This is a genomic window from Legionella clemsonensis (assembly GCF_002240035.1).
Lineage (GTDB): Bacteria > Pseudomonadota > Gammaproteobacteria > Legionellales > Legionellaceae > Tatlockia > Tatlockia clemsonensis.
Window position 1 is genome coordinate 2,068,313 of the sequence record NZ_CP016397.1, and the last position, 19,424, is coordinate 2,087,736.

Here is a 19,424-nt window from a genome sequence, read left to right on the forward strand (position 1 = left end):
TTGGACTAAAATGGGACTAGCATTTTCCAAAAAAACTTATCCCGCTTCCCTTCTTGCTTACCTGCAAGAAGGTGAGGAAGTATCGCAATATTTTGTTTAGCTGTCGAGTGTTATCTGTTTAGAATGTGAATATAGTACGTATGAAACGCAAGCTGTTAATTTTTCTACCATTTCCAAATGTAAAAATTCATTAGGTCCATGCGCATTGGAATGTGGACCCAAGACTCCTGTAATCATAAATTGAGCATCGGGAAATTTCTCTCCCAACATTCCCATAAAAGGAATAGTTCCTCCTTCTCCGATATAAGCCGCGGGTTTTTTATAGAATATCATGGAGGCATCATTAGCAGCCTCTTCCAACCACAGAGCCATTTTAGGAGCATTCCAGCCCACAGCACCATCCTGAATATGAAAAGCGACCTTCGCCTGATAAGGCGGCTCTTCCGTTAACACTCGCTGCAGGGCTGCAGCGGCTTTCTCCGGACAAACCAAAGGAGGAAGACGCATTGATAATTTTAGAGAGGTTTTTGGTCGCAGCACATTTCCGGCATCACTAATCAGAGGCAAACCTGTAGCACCAGTTACTGCGAGCGCAGGACGCCAGGTACGATTTAAAAGAAGCTGTTGCTTGTCTTTAGTAACAGGCTCTACTCCAGGATGGAAAGGTAAACTGGTATAGATTGTTTCGCCAAGAATTTCCGCACAGGCCGCTGCTTGCTGTATTCGCTCTGGCGGAATATCACAAAATAACTCCTTTAATTTAATTTCACCGCTTATTTCATCTTCAATACGACTTATTAATTGTTTCGCGACGCGAAAACTGTCAGCCACCATCCCGCTGGCATATCCTGAATGGATCCCTTCAGTCAGTAACTCAACGGATAACTCACCAATTACATTTCCACGCAAAGAGGTAGTCATCCACAGCTGCTCATAATTGCCTGCCCCGGAATCCAGACAAATCACCAGAGAAGGTTCACCAATTTTTTCTTTTAAGGCATCGATATAAAAAGGTAAATCATAGCTGCCACTCTCTTCGCAAGCTTCAATAATTAACACATAACGAGCATGAGGTAATCCCTGCTCTTGTAAAGCCCGTATGGCAGTCAGGGAAGCATAGGCTGCATAACCATCGTCGGCCCCCCCACGTCCATAAAGGCGACCCTCTTTAATGACAGGCTTCCAGGGATCCAGCCCTTCTTGCCATCCAGTCATCTCCGGTTGTTTGTCCAAATGCCCATAAAGCAATACGGTCTCATTCAGTTGTCCTGGAACTTCCATAAATAACAAAGGCGTTCGAGCAGGTAAACGCACAATTTCCAGGGTCATGCCAGTGGGTGAATGGGTTTTGCACCAATGGGCCACATGAGCAACAGCCTGTTCCATGAATCCATTTTCTTGCCACTGTTGATCAAAATGCGGTGATTTATTGGGAATCTTGATATAGTCACAAAGACTTGGAAGGATAGTTTCTTGCCACTGCCTACTTATATAGTCATACAATCTCTGGGGATTCAACATGCATCTGCTCCTTGATCAATGCAATAATTTTTAAGGCCGCTGACTCCACATGAAGCGCCTTAATCTTTGCAACTATTTCTTCTTTATGTTGATTAACGTCGTTAATAGCCATTAAAAGAGAGTGACTTGTTAATGCTTCTTCTTCAACAACGACACTAATTCCCTGCTCTTTAAAATAGTTTGCATTCTGTATTTGATCACCTCTGCTGACTTTGGCAGAGAGAGGTATTAAAACATGCGGTTTGCCTAAAGCAAGAATTTCACACAAAGCATTTGCCCCGGCACGTGAAATAACTAAATCACTGGCAGCAAATAAATCAGCCAGTTCTTCATTCGCATACTCAAACTGGCAATACCCTTCTTTGTTGAGTAAGGCATCATCAATTTTTCCTTTACCGCAGAGGTGAATAATTTGAAAATGCTCGCATATAGCCGATAAAGTTTCTCTTAGTGTGCGGTTTAATAACACCGAACCCAAACTTCCACCCATCACCAGAATACAAGGTTTTTCCGTAGTAAAACCGCAGAGAGATAACCCTTTCTTTTTAGAACCATTGAATAACTGCGAACGTATTGGCGTTCCAGTAACTTCAACCTTTTGTTGTTTCTTAAAATGTTTTTTTGCCGCTGCAAATGTAACGCATATTTTGTCAACAAAGGGAAAACTTAATCGATTGGCAAGCCCGGGAGTCATATCCGACTCATGAGCGATCACAGGAATTCGGTGTAACCAGGCTGCGACAACAACCGGAAATGCAACAAAACCGCCTTTTGAAAATACAATCTCCGTCTTTAACTTTCGCAGTAAGTAATAAGCTTGACCAATACCCCACAAGATTTTTAAAGGATCTGAAAAATTTTGCCAACTGAAGTAGCGCCTTAATTTACCACTACTTATTGCATGATAAGGAATGTCTAAAACACCTATCATATTCTTTTCTACACCCTCTTCCGAGCCAATGTAGTCAATTTGCCAATTATTTTTTTGTAGAATTTCAATTAATGCTAGGTTGGGTGTTACATGACCTGCTGTACCACCACCGGTAAACACTATTCGCGGACTCATTTAACTTCCCTAACCAATAAACTTAAATCGATTGCTCGAACTGATTTGGTGATGGAACCAACTGAAATATAGTCAACTCCTGTTGCAGCTACACTATTTATGTTAGTTAAATCAATTCCACCCGATGCCTCTAACTCACAACGCCCCTGATTCATTTCTACTGCTTCCACAAGCATAGCATTGCTAAAATTATCAAGCAAAATACGATCAGGTTCTGCTGTCAGCGCTTCCTCAAGCTCCTTCAAGGTTTCAACCTCAACTTCAATGAAAAAATCTTTATGCTTTTGCTTGGCCAGCGCAATTGCGTTGGCAATTGAACCACAAGATTTAATATGATTTTCTTTAATTAAAACGGCATCATATAGGCCCATACGATGATTAACGCCACCTGCACAGGCCACTGCATATTTTTGAGCCATGCGTAAACCCGGAAGGGTCTTGCGAGTATCCAATAATCGCGTCTTAGTACCCTTAAGCTGAAGTAAATAGTGATAGGTTTGAGTCGCTGTAGCCGATAAGGTTTGTAAGAAATTCAGCGCTGTTCGTTCAGCTGTTAAGATGGCAGCAGCTGACCCTGTCATCTTGCACAAGGTCGCTGGTTTGTCGAGCCACTCTCCTTCTCTCACCAACCAATGCACGTTTATATCAGGATTAATTTCGGTAAAAATAGCCTCAACCCAGGGGATACCACAAACCAACATTGGTTCTCGCGAAATAATCTCAACATCTGCTATTAAATGCGGCAATAACAGATCTGCACTAATATCCCCTGAGCCCACATCTTCGGCTAAAGCTCGCCTGACATCCTCCAACATTTGAGTTTCATTTATGATCATGTTTATCCCGATGATTTTTAGCATACCTTGATTTAAGTAATGGGGGAGCAAGAAATGTTGTTACAACAACCATTAAAATCACAGCGGCAAAAAGCTGATCAGAAATCACTCCAAGTGTACGACCAATTGACGCAAACACCAAACCAACTTCCCCTCGAGGTAACATGCCTATGCCAATTAATAAGCGATCATCTTTCTTACTACCACCCAAACCACTTATTAATTTACCTACAATGGCAGCGATTATAAGGCCCGCAGACATAAATAAAACAGACCAATCAGCAAAGGTTTCAAGTTTCACTTGAATACCAATTAAAATAAAAAATAAAGGAGCAAGGATTGATTCAAGCGGACCAACCAGACTTTTAATGCTACGAGACTCCTGATAGTGATCGCCGTTTTTAGACGTGAAAAATCCATCGTGAAGAATTAATCCGGCTGCAAAAGCTCCAATAATAGCTGCAAGATCAACCAAAGTAGCTAACCACGCCAAAATCATTACAAAAATAAATGAAGCAAGTAATTTTACTTCCCAGAACTCAAGGAAATGATCAAAGAAAGCAACTACTTTACGTAAAATAAATGGACCAACTGTTAATGCTACTGCGAAAAACATTAGGGCAGAAAGAACAATACGAACAACAACTGAGAAATCAACAGCATCATTGATTACCAATGAACTTACTATCGCTAAAATGATTAGTCCTAAAATGTCATCAATCATCGCTGCACCGAGAATAGTTCGCGCTTCCCGAGTTCGTAATTTTTTCATTTCTGCAAGCACACGCGCAGTGATGCCCACACTTGTTGCTGATAACGTTGCTGCTACAAACAAATCAACTTTATAGGAGGCAGTTGGGAGTATAATATGAGCAATGATAAAGCCTAAAAAAATAGGTGCCAAAACACCAAGCACTGCCACTTGAATTGACTCGCGACCCGTATGTTTTAACTCCTCCATCGAGCTTTCCAGACCCACCATAAATAACAAAAAAATAACACCGTAACGCGAGAAAACATCCAATACATAACCTATTTTTATCAAGTCAAGCCCCTGAGGACCAATTAGAGCATCCAAAATTTGTTGGGAATAGACAGGATTTCTGATGTTGGCTGCAACAGCTTGTGGCAGGGCCTCTCCTCTTAAAATGGATCCCATAATGTTAAAAATTTCAGGACCTTCCCGCAAAATTACCATTAAATCTGAACCCAAGTAATAACTGAGATTGCCTAATAGCACCCCCATTAACAATTCCCCAAGTACACCGGGTTGCCCCAAGCACCGCGCCAAATAACGACCGACCAGTGCAAAAAATAAAATCAGCGTCACCCACAGTAAAATGGGAGCAATTGGATCATGATGAGCATCTTTTTGCACGCTTGCATGCAATAAAGCAGGATATGATCCTGCGAATACCATCAACAGATAGAAATAACGCTTCATTTATGGCCCGCAAGGAAGAGGCAGGTTTCCAGCACCGAATCAGGATTAAGTGAGACACTATCAATCCCTTCTTTCATTAGCCATTGGGCAAAATCCTGATGATCAGAAGGACCTTGACCACAAATTCCCACATATTTTCCTGCTTTTTTGCAGGTAGAGATAGCCATATGCAATAAAGCCTTGACTGCGGGATCTCGTTCATCAAATTGTGAAGCCACCAACCCCGAGTCCCTATCCAGGCCAAGAGTCAGCTGGGTTAAATCATTGGAGCCAATAGAAAAGCCATCAAAATATTCCAGAAAATCACTGGCCAATAGCGCATTTGAAGGGAGTTCACACATCATGATAATACGTAAATCAGCCTTACCTCGTTCAAGACCATGCTTTTTTAGTACCTCAATGACCTCTTTTGCTTCAGTCACCGTTCTTACAAACGGAATCATCACTTCAACATTACTAAGACCCATGTCTTCACGAACCCGGCGAACGGCTTGGCATTCAAGTGCAAAACATTCGGCAAAATCAGCTGAGACGTAGCGTGAGGCACCACGAAAGCCAATCATGGGATTTTCTTCGTGTGGCTCATAAAGCTGCCCACCTGTTAAATTGGCATATTCATTAGATTTGAAATCAGAAAGCCTGACGATAACCGGTTTGGGGTAAAAAGCAGCTGCAATCGTGGCAATTCCCTCTTTTAGCCGCTCAACATAATATTCTACTGGAGAAGCATAAGCCGCTGTCTTCTCATCGATATACTCTTTCAGCTTTTTATCTTCAAGTTTGTCATAATCTAATAAGGCCTTTGGATGGATCCCTATAGTGTTTGAAATTAAAAATTCTAATCGTGCAAGCCCTACCCCAGCATTGGGAATCGACTGAAAAGCAAATGCACGTTCTGGATTCCCTACATTAAGCATCACTTTAAGCGGCAGTTCAGGCATGGTATCTACATCAAGGCTAACCTGTTCGAACGGGAGTAATCCTTGGTAAACATAGCCGGTATCGCCTTCGGCACAACTCACCGTTACTTCAGTCTCATCTTTTATAGTTTTGGTAGCATCACCGCACCCTACAACGGCGGGAATTCCCAATTCACGAGCAATAATAGCAGCATGACAAGTTCTACCACCACGATTGGTTACAATTGCCGAAGCACGCTTCATTATCGGTTCCCAATCGGGATCTGTCATATCAGAAATTAAAACATCACCTGGCTCAACACGATGCATTTCACTAATGTCGGTAATAATTTTTGCGCGGCCCTGCCCTATTTTTTGACCTATACTACGCCCTTCAGCAAGCACTTTCCCTTTGGCTTGCAAACTATAGCGCTCCAGCACCTGAGTATTTGCACGACTTTTTACAGTTTCTGGTCGAGCCTGGAGAATATACAACTTACCATCTTTACCATCCTTGGCCCATTCTATATCCATCGGACGCCCATAATGTTGCTCAATAATAAGGGCATGGCGGGCCAACTGTTCAATTTCTTCCGTTGTCAGGGAAAATAGACGGCGCAGTGAAGGTTCAACCTCCGTCGTGGTGACATTTTTATCAGCATCTGAACCCTCTGCATAAATCATTTTCATGGCTTTACTGCCTAGAATACGACGAATCACAGCAGGTTTCCCTGCTCGCAGGCTGGGCTTATGTACATAAAATTCATCAGGATTAACAGCACCCTGCACTACCATTTCTCCAAGTCCGTAAGAGGAAGTTATAAAAACCACCTCATTAAAACCTGATTCTGTATCCATAGTGAACATGACACCACTTACAGCCAAATCACTGCGAATCATTTGTTGAATACCCACCGACAAGGCAACATGATTGTGAGCAAAGCCGTGATGAACGCGATAGGCAATGGCACGATCATTAAATAAAGAGGCAAAAACTTGTTTAATGGCAGTAAAAATGGCGTCTATGCCACGCACATTAAGATAGGTTTCTTGTTGACCGGCAAACGAAGCATCGGGCAAATCTTCGGCAGTTGCTGAGGAGCGAACAGCAACACTAAAATCGTTATGGCCAATGCGTTTAATTAAATCATCGTAGGAGGCACGAACAGCCTTTTCAAATGCTTCGGAGAAAGGGGCAGCTAGTATCATCTGGCGAATTCGTTTGCCAACAGTCGTTAACGCTGTAATGTCTTCTGTATCCAATGAAGACAGCATGTCATAAATTTTTTGGTCCAGTTTGTTTTGACCGAGAAACTCACGAAAAGAATCAGCCGTAGTAGCAAATCCAGTGGGTACAAGAACACCAGCCGAAGATAGATGACCTATCATTTCTCCTAATGACGCATTTTTACCACCCACTTGCTCCAGATCACGCATGCCTAAATGCTTAAAATCGATTGTATGTACGCTGACTGCCATAACCCTATCCCCTACTCCTTAAAATGCCCATCATTCTACTTAAAATAGAGGATGATGTGAATGAAAGTATGTGAGAATACTATTGATAGGTATATCTGAGTACTATCGGAGTATAGACTACTGAAATTAGAACCTGTTATAAGATACCCTTACCGCATCTCTATTAGAGGATTAAGCTTGGCCTTTTTTGATTGCTTTGTTAACATAAAGCGCTTTTTTTGAAAAAGGATTCCGATTTATGTTGCGAACTCTCAACAAGGCCAGTGGCTATATTGCAGGCGCTATATTATATCCACTAAATTCGCTGTTTATTAATTGTCTTATAGCTACCGCAACAGTTTCAATAGCAATGTTGATTTTGATAGGTTTACCCATTCATCAGGCCTCAGTTGCTTATAATACAGCTACAGAAAGAAAATTTATTTCCGCCATCCTAGCAGGAGTTAACATAGCCGCCTTGGTACTCATAGCAGTGCCATTCATAACTGGTGTAACACTTGTCCTTGAAGGTTTTATAACTTTATATGATCTTGTTAAGAGTATGCGTTTGGGTGCAAAAGAAGGCTATGAAAATGGATTATTTAATCATGTCCTTAAGCAGGCATTCGGCCGAGTGCTTATCTTTAGCACGCTGTCACGCATACTTGCTGACACTTTGAAACCGAATGAATTAAGTACTAGAGAATTGGCATTACTGCAAGAGAACGTTGAAATTGAAAATACCGAGTACAATATCGTTGATGCGAACCAGTTATTAAGTGAAGAAGAACTTGATAGGGCAAAAACGATTCCAGAACTTAAGGAAATTGCCAAAGCCTATCAAGATTTACTTACGCGCTTAAAAAATCTTGATGAGGCCATTAAAAATAGACCACAGATTATAGCTCAGAATATCGGCCACTCTAAAGCTAATCTCGAGAGGCTTGCTATTTACGTTAAAGAGCAGCATGAGAGTGACTTTGAAGCTTTTTCTAAACGCGTCGATGAATTTCTTCTCCATCTAGACCTTTCCGACAGCAATTTTGCACGTCCAGGAGAGCAAGAGGATCTGAATTCCTTTGAGTTTAATTTGGTAAACCTTCTCATTGCTGAGACATCGTCTAAGGATTTGGAAAAAGCATACGCTTGGTTCAATTGTATTGAGCCTAGAAGGTTCAGCAAAATTGTAGAAATGATTAGAGCCAATCATCTTGATGAGGTTACCGATGAAATTCTGCTCTTACCTATTGAAAATCCTTCCTTGATAATAAAACTCTATCAAGCTGAATCTGGAAAATGGCGACCGATTCCCAATAGAACACAAATTATTGATTTAGCTCACCATGAAGCATGGCTCAAAGCGCATAACAGTCATCCTCTTACCAGAGAACCAATGAATGCCGCTATAAATCATGTGGTAAATGAGAAGGCATACGAAACAATTTATCGTATATTCCCTTATGAGGGTTTAAATAGCAGCTATGAGCTTAAGGCACTGATTGTACAGATTCGTAACTCACTCAGTGCCATAAGCAACCAATCCACAACACATTCTGATGTTCTTAAAACTACTTCAAAAAATAGGGAATCCACTTCTCATGGTTTTCCAGACGTCCTATATACCATGGCTAATCGATTTTTTGGTGCGTTTTCAACTTCAGTACCAGCCCCCGAGCCCACTACAGAACAGGAGCAAAATCTCAACAGAAATGATTCAGCAACCTGTTCTCAAAAATGGTATTAAATTATATTTAGTATCAGTTTTAATTCACATCTGGCGCTGCATCTAATATTATATGCGCTTTACGATTGTGACGATGTATACCATGAGCCTATCTCCTTTAAATGCTATTGGACCGATTGATGGTCGTTATTTAAAAAAGACGACTGTGCTGAGCCCCTATTTTAGTGAATTTGCCCTCACCTACTATCGACTCATGGTTGAGATTCGTTGGCTTGAGGCCCTGGCTGCCAATAAGGCCATCACTGAAGTGCCGCAATTAGACAATGCAGCAAAAGTTTATCTGGCGGAGATTTTAGTCAATTTTAATGAGGCTGAAGCAGAAAAGGTTAAGGAGTACGAGAAGAAAACCAATCACGATGTTAAGGCCGTTGAATATTATTTGCAGGAAAAACTGGAGCAATTCGAAAGCTTGCGAAAATATACTCCCTTTATCCATTTTGCCTGTACCTCAGAGGACATTAATAATTTGGCGTATGCCTTGATGGTGAAAGAAGCTATCGCTCAGGTCATTCAACCTACCCTGGCTGAAATTATGGGCAGTATTACCATGCTTGGAAAACAGCATGCTGACATCGCCATGTTATCGAGAACTCATGGGCAACCGGCAACGCCTACAACCGTAGGAAAAGAATTAGTTAATTTTGTCGCGCGATTAAAGCGACCACAACAACAACTGGCAGAAGTCCTCATTCCTGCCAAGTGCAACGGTGCTGTTGGTAATTATAATGCCCATATCGTGGCTTATCCGGATGTCAACTGGCGAAAACACTGTGCAAATTTTGTCAGTTCCCTGGGACTCTCCTTTAGTGCCTATACAACGCAGATTGAACCTCATGATGGGCTTGCGGAAGTCTCCCATATCATGATTCGTATTAATAACATTTTGCTGGATTATACCCGAGACATCTGGACCTACATTTCGTTAAACTATTTCAAGCAAAAAACCGTAGCGGATGAAGTTGGCTCATCCACCATGCCGCATAAGGTTAATCCAATCGATTTCGAAAATGCAGAGGGTAATCTTGGCTTGGCCAACGCTCTTTTCAATCATTTTGCCAATAAGCTTACCCAATCGCGACTGCAACGCGACTTATCTGACTCTACCGTGTTAAGAAATATAGGGGTCGCTTTTGCTTATACCCTGATTGCCTTTCAAGCGATTGCCAAAGGCAATGACAAACTTCAAATTAATAAAGCAGCTTTAAGAGCCGATTTGGATTCTAATTGGGAAGTCTTAGCCGAAGCTATTCAAACGGTAATGAGGCGCTATAATTTACCTAATGCCTATGAGCAATTAAAAAATTTAACTCGTGGACAGGGAATTGAGAAGGACAATTTAAAACAGTTTATTAAATCACTTGCCATTCCAGAAGATGTTAAAAAGCAATTACTGGATTTAACACCAGAAAAATACACCGGTTTGGCAGCGCAACTGGTAAAAGCATTTTCATGAGTCAATTATCACAACAGGGGCATGCGCTAGAGTTTGATGTTTTAGTATTAGGTACAGGATTGGCGGGACTCAACTACTGCCTTCAGTTACTAAAATTGCAGCCGCATGTAAAAATTGCCCTGATTAGCAAAGCTGAAAGTTCTGAATGCAATAGCCGTTATGCTCAAGGGGGGATTGCTGCCGCTGTGGCTAAGGGTGACTCCCTCGAATCTCATATTGCAGATACCTTGCGAGCAGGAGATGGTTTATGCTACCAGTCGGCTGTTGAATTTATCATTCGCCAAGCTCCTCAGGCCATTGAAGATTTAATTAACTATCAGGTTAATTTTACCCGCCAGTCTGATGGCGATTTTGCCCTCGCCCAGGAAGGTGGCCATTCCCATCGACGTATTTTTAATAGTGGCGACCAAACGGGCCTCACTGTAACGCAGGCTTTACTGGAAATTACTAAACAGCACCCTCAGATTCATTTTTTTGAGCATCATGTGGCTGTTAATCTGATTACTCATTATCACCCTCATCGGACTGATATTCAAGGCGAAGTACTTGGCGCTTATATTCTGGATTGCCAGCAAAATCGTATTCATACGTTTGCAGCACGCTGTGTGATTCTTGCCACCGGTGGGGCTGGTAAAACTTATCGTTACACCACAAATCCCATGATAGCAACCGGTGACGGCGTTGCAATGGCTTATCGCGCCGGTGCCCGTGTGGGCAATATGGAATTTTATCAATTTCATCCTACATTACTGCACCATCACTCACTCAATAATTTTTTAATTTCTGAGGCAGTGCGCGGTGAAGGGGCTTTATTAAAAAATCCAGAGACTCATGATCGGTTTATGAAACGTTACGCACCGGAGGCAATGGAGCTTGCCACTCGGGATGTGGTTGCCCGCTCTATTTTTAGTGAGATAGAACAGGGGCAGCATGGATTTGTTTATTTAGATATTACCCATCAACCTAAAGCATTTCTTAAAAAACGCTTTCCTCAAATCTATAATACCCTGCTATCAATTGGTATAGATATGAGCCAGGATATGATACCTGTTGTTCCTGCAGCACATTATCAATGTGGTGGCGTATTGACCGATGTTGATGGGCGTACTGATTTAAAGCGTTTGTATGCGATTGGAGAAGTTGCCTTTACCGGCTTGCATGGGGCAAATCGATTAGCCAGTAATTCCTTGTTAGAAGCGCTGGTAATGGCCAGCAATGCAGCCCGATGCACCCTGAAAGATATTACAACCCCATCTAAAACAACGGACAACATTGCCGACTGGAGTTCACCCGGTGAAGTGAATCCAAGACGAGCCAGTCAGATTAATGCCCATTGGCGAGGGCTTCGCGGAGAAATGACCTCCTATGCAGGCATCGTGCGCACTGAAGCAGGATTAGAAGATCTACTACAATTAATCATGAAACGTAAAAAAATTATTGAGGAATATTATTGGAAACATTGTATCACTCGTGATTTTATTGAACTACGTAATATCGTGCTCAATGCGGAATTGATTGTTCGGGCAGCACTGTCAAGAAGGGAATCCCGTGGGGGTCATTATCGCGAAGATTTTCCTCACAAAAATACCAAAGCCGAGGAAAGTATTGCCAGACTAACTTCGCCGCAAAATGCTTTTATTTAATTTGAGGTACCTGGATGTTTGAAAGCCATTCCACTTTTCAACCTGAAAAAACATTAATGCGCGTTACCAATGACATGACAATTTGTCAAAGTGATTATCCACTGGATTGGTATCAGGAAGACTTTATCCCTTATGCTGAGGAATATCTTGCTCTACCAGATCGCAAATTAACTACAGTTCTATCCTGGATGACACCTTATGTAAAAAAGGCACAAAATCATTTTGGTGATAAACTTCTCTTGCTCGCCCATTACTACATGGGTGGTGACATTGTACGACTGGTAGAACAATTCGGGGGACAAATTGGTGATTCTTATCAATTAGCACTGATGGCGGCTAATCACCCTGAGAAATCTGTCATTATTGAGTCGGCTGTCCATTTTATGGCGGAATCCATTGCTATTTTGGCCAACCCACATCAACAAGTTTACATTACCAATCCCAAGTCAGGGTGTACCATGGAAATTTTAGCCAAAGATTTTATGGTGGAGCCTGCTTTTTTAGATCTTAATGAACGATATGGTGCTGAAAATATCTTGCCAGTTTGCTACATGAATACCTCGGGCCGCGTCAAAGCCATGACTGGTGCTCAGGGAGGTGCAGTATGTACCAGTTCCAATGTTAAAAAAATATTCGAATGGGCTCGTCAACAACATAAAAAAATCCTATTTATTCCTGATCGCCATATGGGGGAAAACATTGCCTATTGGTTGGGCATTAAAAATCTTGCTTATTGGCCAGGCGGCACAGCCGGGGCTCAATATTCTCTACTTGCCCAAGATAACAAAACACTAGCACAGTTTGATGAGGCGGAGTTAATTTTATTTTCCAGCGAGTGTGCCGTTCATACACACTATCAGCCTTATATGTGTGAGTATTGGCATAATCTGGGATATACGACAGTCGTGCATCCTGAATGCCGCAATGAGGTCATTCGTGTTGCAGAGCATGCAGGTTCAACCGCTTTTATCTGGGATTATGTCGTCAATGATAGGGCTGGAAGTAAGAAATATGCCATTGGTACAGAAAATCATATGGTGGAAAACGTGAAGCAGCATTGTAAAGCTCTTGGCATTGACGTGGTCAATTTAGCCGAAGCACCTAAAAAAGATCATGAAAAAGGCATGGGATGCGGTTGTGCTACCATGTCACGTAATGATCCTCCCCATTTAGTGGCGTTACTCGATCTTTTGCGTCAGGGAAAAACTATGAGTTATAACGAGGTAAAAGCTGGCGATTTAGTCAATGAATTTACTGGCTCTCGTCAGCGTCTAAAGGAAAAAGATCAACAATGGGTTATTAAAAATGCAAAAAAAGCATTGGAAATGATGATAACAATTACTGAAAATCGCTTGTAAACCTACATGGATTAAATAGGAGTTTTGCCAATGGAAGATGAATATCATTCAATTTATGAAGTGCCAATAGAAACAATGGAGGGTGCTCGAGCTGACTTAAAACCTTACCAACATCAGGTCATGCTCATTGTGAATGTTGCCAGTCGCTGTGGTTTTACCCCGCAATATGCTGAATTGGAGGCACTGCAGAGAGATTATCAGCAAAGAGGATTTAGTGTCTTAGGATTTCCTTGCAATCAATTTTTTCATCAGGAGCCAGGCAGTCATCAGGAAATCAAAGCATTTGCAGACAGTTGTTATAACATTTCTTTTCCCTTATTTGCCAAAATTAATGTAAAAGGTCCAAAGCAGGCCCCTCTTTACGATTACCTTTCCAAAAACATTCAAAAAAAACCTTTGAAATTTGTCCCCTGGAATTTTACAAAATTTCTGGTGGATACTCAGGGAAATGTATTAAAGCAATATTTACCAATGGCTTCTTTTAAAAAAATCCGTCAGGATATTGAGGCTTTATTGCCCCAATAATCTATTGCAGAAAATTGTGACACCAGGCACAGTAATTCCTCTCTGGTGAGAATTTTCAAATATTTGATGAGCTTATAAAAGTTGATTTAATTTGGGATGTTAAGTTTCAGCTAAGATAAAGCTGCTATAATTTTTCATTATTAAAGCAGATAGGTTAATAAATATGCATTACTCGGATACTTATACCCTCCTCAAAAAAATGAAGAACAAACCACTTGCGGCTGATTTTAAGAAAAAACTAAAAGAGTTAGAAACACGGGCCAATAATCCCAGTTTTATTAATTACCTAAAAGAAAAACAACACGATCCACACCCAGATATTTTCGCGTTGCGTAAAAAGTATGATTTGATGCAGTTGCAAAAAGTAGTTGAAGGGATTGAGCATATAACAACAGCAATTCAAGAAGCTAGTAAGAATCCAGTCAATGCAGCTGATCGTAAAACTCTCAGTGAGATCCAAACGGTTCTAAAAGATATTAAAAAGACGGCTAGCAATCATAAATCGAATTATGACATTTATGTAAATTATGACCATTATTATGAATTGGCCAAAAAATTTGCCACGCACTATATTCCCTTTAATCAGTCTAATGATCCATTCAAAGGACCAGATTTTGCGGGCTATTGCTGGGGGCATACTCACCAATATGGAAAACTCGTATCAAAAGGGTTGCTTGACAATTTGTCGGAAGCCTCCAATAAGCAAGTCTATAGAGATTATAAACGGAATTGGACCATTACAGACATTCTTTTTAGACGAATAGGCTGGTATTTCCGTGTCAGTCTTGAACAGCAAATGCGCTCAGCGATTTGGAATGCTTTAAAAGATCTGGATGATAAATCCACGTTTAATTTTAATTTCCTTATTGGTAACGGTTTTCATTCCACCAGTTTGAGAATGGTAGGGAAGGGTATTGAGTATTATGAAAATAATTATGGTGTGGTCAAATTTGATACTCGTGAAGCGGCTGTTAATTTTATAACAGGCCATCTACTTCATGAAGCTGAAAACAGCACCCTCAATTTTATTACCGTTTACAAGCTTCCTTATTCAAATGATCCGAAGCAAGATATGTTTACCGACTTAACGATAGCCCAGGTGGCTAAAGAACAAAAGTCAGTTGAATCAGAAGAAACCGTTGGACATTCTCCTGAATTGAAGAGTGCAATTAAGGCTTTGCAGTCTTATACGGACACCTTGGAAAGGCAGAATGTGAAAGGAAAAATCAAAGCAAACGAACTTCAGCATTTAGTGAAGGAGTTGAACGCTTTGCCAGCGAATGCAGTTAAACAACGCGTGGATGGTATTCTTGCCACCAAAGAGCACAGCCTTATGCTAAACAGAGGGACAGGATTTCATTTCTTTGCCTCAGGTTTCAAAAGCCATAGTACTACAGAAAGTTTATTGCAAGAAATTTCAAGGGCCGCAGGTACCCCTTCCATAACCCTTGAGCTGAAATAAGTGTGTCGATGTGTTATCCTAAACTCACAGTAATGCCGCCCACAAAACTATGGTGAAATAGATTTGGATTATTGCCAAACTGCTTATAAAACTCTAAATCTATAGCTATTCTTGAGGTAAGCATATAAAGCAAACCATAGTCAACTACGGTAGCACTGGCTTCATGAGGGCCAGTTTTGGATAGACTATACAGTTCAGCATACAGATTAAGGTTTTCTGTAGGGCTATAGCTCACCAATATATCAGGTATAAACGAGGTATAACGCTCCCCTCCCGCAAGCGTTGAAGTAGTAACAGAGGCAACCTCAAGCATTCCTGTCAGGCTCCATTGCTCATTTAAGTTGTAAGTAACAATAGGAGTTAATGCTGTCCCCAAGTCTGCGCTGCCATAGGCAGCACTTCCACCTGGAGTAATTAAGAGGGCATTTCCTGTAATAATCCAGTTTTGACTATAAACCAATGCATGTTTTAGATTCAACTTGAAAGAACTATACCCTGATATAGTTGCTTCACCCCAATTATAGTTAGGGAGAATAAATCCAACTTCTGTATTTCCTGGTAAGCCTATACGAAATTCACCCTGAGGAGAGTTTTGTTGCCAGCCAGGCTGAAATGCCTCGTATTGATAACCTCCCTCTAAAAAAGCTGTTTTAAAAGGAAGCACACAAGGACTATAGGCTAAACCTCCTCGATTGGTTGCGGCTAAAACAAACGAGCCGGAGGTACAAGGATTGTCATTGCTCTGCGCGAAACTGTTTGTCAGACTTGCAAGCAGAATAAGTAAAACATTCGCTAAATTTCTTTGTAATTTTTTTGACATCCGTTTCACCTACTGCTCATTAATTTTCCAAAATAGCCTAAGTTGTTAATTTTTATTACGCAGTACGAAACTTCTCTTGGCCCATAGCATTAGCTGTTATAAAAAGACAATCATTAAATGACTGCGCACAAACAAATCCTCCTAATGTCTCAATCCAGTTGTAATCATTACGAGCGGGAATCTTAACATTAACTGGCCACCAAATTGAGTAGAATCCTGTTGAATTCTTATAAGTGCATACCACACCTCGACCTATGCCAGCAACCATAATATTCGCCCGGCTGAAGCGAGTTGTAGCATCAGCTTGAACGCGATTAGGAGAAAACGGATTCTCAATCCAGGGCTTTGGGATAATACCCCATTTCAGTGAGCTATTATCAGGATCAGGACAATTCGCCGCTTTGCAGTTCAAAGTAACTAGAAGAGCGATCGATACTAAAATTTTAGCCATTACTTTTTTCATGCTTTTACCCCTTTTTGAATTGATCTATAAAATTTTCCTCTTGTGCACTTAAACCAATAGTTTTCTGTATGCCGTATAATCGATATTTCCTAAATAATTTTAAACTTTCCCATTGTAACAAACCATTTCTTTGTTATAATGGCCGCCTATGCCGGGGTGGCGGAATTGGTAGACGCGCCGGATTCAAAATCCGGTGGTGGTGACACCGTGTGGGTTCGAGTCCCACCCTCGGTACCATTAGACGCATAATTTTACCTACAGTTAATCTCGCAAATCACGATACGCCCTAATATCATCCCATCGATATTAGCGATATCATATCTAATGAACTACTCTTACTGCTTCTCTTTTCGCAAAGTTAATTTCATTATCAAGTTTGGTTTGTTCTTTGATCATAAAGAGAAAGGGAACAAAACCTAAAGCAAGAACAAAAGATAATTGATACAATCCTATCCAGCCAAGCCACATTTGCAATATTGCAGCAAGCGGACCTGAAAAAATTCGCGGTAAAGTAGAAACAGCCACCAGAATTGAAAATTGGGTTCCAGTAAAAGACTTATTAACCAAACGCATAAATAAAGCTACCAACGCGGTTGACCCCAATCCCGCTGCAAAATTATCACAAACAACTGCTGTGGCAAATAACCCTAAATTCTTACCCACAATTGCTAATAAGATAAATAGAATATTAGTTGCCGCTTGCACTAAACCAAAGAGGAGCAAGGCATTAAAAAGCGAACAGCGCAACAGAATAACTCCTGCTGCTAACCCTCCCAAGAGAATAGAGCTAATGCCTATCATTTTATTAACATAACCAATGGTATCCAAAGAAAAACCAACTCCTTGGATTAAAAAAGGCATGACGATTCCACTTGTTGTAGCTGTAAAAGCTTCACCCAGCTTGTAGAATAAAATAAAAAATAGTAAAGGAATAATCCCGCGTCGAGTTAATAAATCCTTAACTGGTGCAATAAAGGCATTAACAAAGCTGGTATTGCCCGCCGTTTTTTGCGAAGGTTCTGCACTCCACAGCGTTGCAAAAATGCCAATGAACATGAAGCATCCTATAAGGCGGTAAGTAAATGCCCACCCCAGATGTTTGGCAATAACCAAAGCTAATCCTCCTGCAATAAGGAGAGCGAGACGATAGCCAAAAACAGCCATGGAGGCACCTAAACCATGCTCAACGGGAGATAAGTATTCCACACGATGTGCATCGATAGCCACATCCTGTGTGGCTGAAAAACATGCCAATAAAAAAGCTAAGACAGCCATTATTTCAGGAGAGGTTCGCGGTGATAACCAGGCAAGGGCATTAAAACCAATTAATAAACCCAGCTGCATAATTAACATCCAGCTTCTTCTTCTACCGATGGGTAAAAGTGAGTAGCGATCTAACAATGGCCCCCAGGCAATGCGATAAGCATAGGGTAAGCTAATCAAACTTAACATGCCTGTTGCTAATACAGACATGCCAACATCTGCATACCAGGCTTGCAAGGTCCCAGTAATTAAAGCAAGCGGTAGTCCTGAGGAAAATCCTAACAAAAAAATAATTAGCAATCGTTTATTCATAGAATACTCAGCTGTAAATGCTATTGATTAAATTCTTAATGTTACTTACTGAACCAATTTGAATAAGGATTAATTAAGCTAAATTTATGAAGGGTATGAAAAAATAGCAGAAACAAGCAAGATTAAGAATCCAAAGTGCTCCTGACCAGAGCCAGGAGCCTAACTCTTTAAGCGTCAGATTTTTTTACAGAAATTAAATGGATTTTGAAAATTAAAGTCTCATTTGGACCGATGGGGCCACCAACACTGCGGGGACCATAGGCCAAATCAGCGGGAACATAAACTTCCCAAGTTGAACCAGCAGGCATTAATTGTAAAGCCTCAGTCCATCCAGGAATAACCTGTGATACTTTGAAAGTTGCAGGTTTGCCAGTTCTGTCAGTGCTATCAAAAACCTGACCATCAATTAATTTACCCGTGTATTCAACAGTAACGGTATCTTCTTTAGAAGGTTTGGCACCATCTCCTTTCTGAAGAATCTTGTATTGTAAACCACTGGGTAGACTAACTACGCCATCTTTCGCTTTATTTTGATTTAAAAAGGCTTCACCTTTTGCTTTATTCTCTTCAGCTTTTTTATTGAATTCAGCATTACGTTTAGCCATTAAATCTTTTTGAAATTTATTCAATACATCTTTCATTTGCTGTTCAGTCAGCAGCAGTTGCCCACCAGTCATACCGTCTTGCAAACCTTTAGCCATCGCTGCCGGATTAATATCAATACCCTGCTTTTTAAAATTTTTACCTAAATCAGCACCAATACTGTAAGACAGCTTATCCATGTCACTATTTAATGATGTTGCAGGTGTGGCAGATGTTGCAGGTGTAGTAGTCGTTGTTGATGCATCAGCGGCAACAATTGCCGTTGACATTGTCAAACCTATGACAGCTGCAGCAACCAGTCTCATCTTCATAAACAATTCCCCTTTTGTCTTTTGGTTCAGAATAGAACGTGCAAAAATGCCCAATCATTCTGCCTAAAATTAATTAAAATTACTAGGGGCTGTTGATAATTCGTATTAAAACCCGCGCCACGTCCTTGTTGCGACCATGAATGTCTGGATAAACCACGGCACTCGACAAGAGAGCTCCAATTATCAACAGCCCCCGCGTAAATTCCCTTTAAGACTGGTAATTTTCAACTATTCTTTAGTATG

At 41.0% G+C, this 19,424-nt stretch carries 15 protein-coding genes and 1 tRNA gene; 7 read left to right on the top strand and 9 right to left on the bottom strand.

Translation table 11 applies throughout. From position 1 onward, the window contains the following. Window positions 1-96: 96 nt before the first annotated feature. Genes clem_RS08975 through ppsA form a run of 5 tightly spaced genes read right to left on the bottom strand, consistent with a single transcriptional unit; the run spans window position 97 to window position 7,245 of the window. Window positions 97-1,521, bottom strand: a complete 1,425-nt coding sequence (locus clem_RS08975) for a M20 family metallopeptidase (RefSeq protein ID WP_094091240.1) — start codon at window positions 1,519-1,521, stop codon at window positions 97-99. Continuing rightward, window positions 1,496-2,587 carry an undecaprenyldiphospho-muramoylpentapeptide beta-N-acetylglucosaminyltransferase gene (locus tag clem_RS08980; protein ID WP_094091241.1) on the bottom strand — a complete coding sequence of 364 codons (1,092 nt, stop codon included), beginning with the start codon at window positions 2,585-2,587 and terminating at the stop codon, window positions 1,496-1,498. Before clem_RS08980 ends, clem_RS08975 begins: the two co-directional genes overlap by 26 nt. Further along, a complete protein-coding gene (nadC, locus tag clem_RS08985) occupies window positions 2,584-3,423 on the bottom strand; it encodes a carboxylating nicotinate-nucleotide diphosphorylase (RefSeq protein WP_094091242.1) in 840 nt (279 codons plus the stop codon). Before nadC ends, clem_RS08980 begins: the two co-directional genes overlap by 4 nt. After that, window positions 3,410-4,867, bottom strand: coding sequence for a cation:proton antiporter (locus clem_RS08990; protein ID WP_094091243.1), 1,458 nt, complete (start codon window positions 4,865-4,867; stop codon window positions 3,410-3,412). Before clem_RS08990 ends, nadC begins: the two co-directional genes overlap by 14 nt. Beyond that, a complete protein-coding gene (ppsA, locus tag clem_RS08995) occupies window positions 4,864-7,245 on the bottom strand; it encodes a phosphoenolpyruvate synthase (protein ID WP_094091244.1) in 2,382 nt (793 codons plus the stop codon). The genes clem_RS08990 and ppsA overlap by 4 nt, the downstream gene beginning before the upstream one ends. Window positions 7,246-7,483: 238 nt before the next feature. On the opposite strand from ppsA, the gene clem_RS09000 reads away from it, so the two are divergent. The 6 genes from clem_RS09000 (at window position 7,484) to clem_RS09025 (ending at window position 15,409) form a co-directional block, all read left to right on the top strand. Continuing rightward, a complete protein-coding gene (locus clem_RS09000; protein WP_094091245.1) occupies window positions 7,484-8,968 on the top strand; it encodes a hypothetical protein in 1,485 nt (494 codons plus the stop codon). 82 nt (window positions 8,969-9,050) lie between these two features. After that, a complete protein-coding gene (gene purB / locus clem_RS09005; protein WP_094092325.1) occupies window positions 9,051-10,421 on the top strand; it encodes an adenylosuccinate lyase in 1,371 nt (456 codons plus the stop codon). Then, on the top strand, window positions 10,418-12,064 hold the full coding sequence (nadB, locus tag clem_RS09010; RefSeq protein WP_094091246.1) for an L-aspartate oxidase: 1,647 nt from the start codon (window positions 10,418-10,420) through the stop codon (window positions 12,062-12,064). The genes purB and nadB overlap by 4 nt, the downstream gene beginning before the upstream one ends. Window positions 12,065-12,078: 14 nt before the next feature. Beyond that, a complete protein-coding gene (nadA, locus tag clem_RS09015) occupies window positions 12,079-13,422 on the top strand; it encodes a quinolinate synthase NadA (RefSeq protein ID WP_094091247.1) in 1,344 nt (447 codons plus the stop codon). Between the two features lie 30 nt (window positions 13,423-13,452). Next, window positions 13,453-13,947, top strand: a complete 495-nt coding sequence (locus tag clem_RS09020) for a glutathione peroxidase (protein ID WP_094091248.1) — start codon at window positions 13,453-13,455, stop codon at window positions 13,945-13,947. Between the two features lie 199 nt (window positions 13,948-14,146). Then, window positions 14,147-15,409 (top strand): hypothetical protein, encoded by a 1,263-nt coding sequence (locus clem_RS09025; protein WP_232505443.1) that lies wholly within the window; start codon window positions 14,147-14,149, stop codon window positions 15,407-15,409. A gap of 13 nt (window positions 15,410-15,422) precedes the next feature. On the opposite strand, the gene clem_RS09030 is transcribed toward clem_RS09025, so the two are convergent. Together clem_RS09030 and clem_RS09035 are read right to left on the bottom strand one after the other, a co-directional pair. Next, the gene (locus clem_RS09030) at window positions 15,423-16,229 is read right to left on the bottom strand and encodes a transporter (protein WP_094091250.1); all 807 of its coding nucleotides are present in this window, start codon (window positions 16,227-16,229) and stop codon (window positions 15,423-15,425) included. Window positions 16,230-16,284: 55 nt separating this feature from the next. After that, window positions 16,285-16,692 carry a DUF3757 domain-containing protein gene (locus clem_RS09035; protein ID WP_094091251.1) on the bottom strand — a complete coding sequence of 136 codons (408 nt, stop codon included), beginning with the start codon at window positions 16,690-16,692 and terminating at the stop codon, window positions 16,285-16,287. Between the two features lie 150 nt (window positions 16,693-16,842). Here clem_RS09035 and clem_RS09040 point away from each other — a divergent pair. Further along, window positions 16,843-16,929 (top strand) — tRNA-Leu (locus tag clem_RS09040). 84 nt (window positions 16,930-17,013) lie between these two features. Here clem_RS09040 and clem_RS09045 read toward each other — a convergent pair. Next, window positions 17,014-18,267: an AmpG family muropeptide MFS transporter gene (locus clem_RS09045; protein WP_094091252.1), complete on the bottom strand. Its 1,254-nt coding sequence runs from the start codon at window positions 18,265-18,267 to the stop codon at window positions 17,014-17,016. A 167-nt stretch (window positions 18,268-18,434) separates the two neighbouring features. Beyond that, on the bottom strand, window positions 18,435-19,181 hold the full coding sequence (locus clem_RS09050; RefSeq protein WP_198333094.1) for an FKBP-type peptidyl-prolyl cis-trans isomerase N-terminal domain-containing protein: 747 nt from the start codon (window positions 19,179-19,181) through the stop codon (window positions 18,435-18,437). Between the last annotated feature and the right edge of the window lie 243 nt (window positions 19,182-19,424).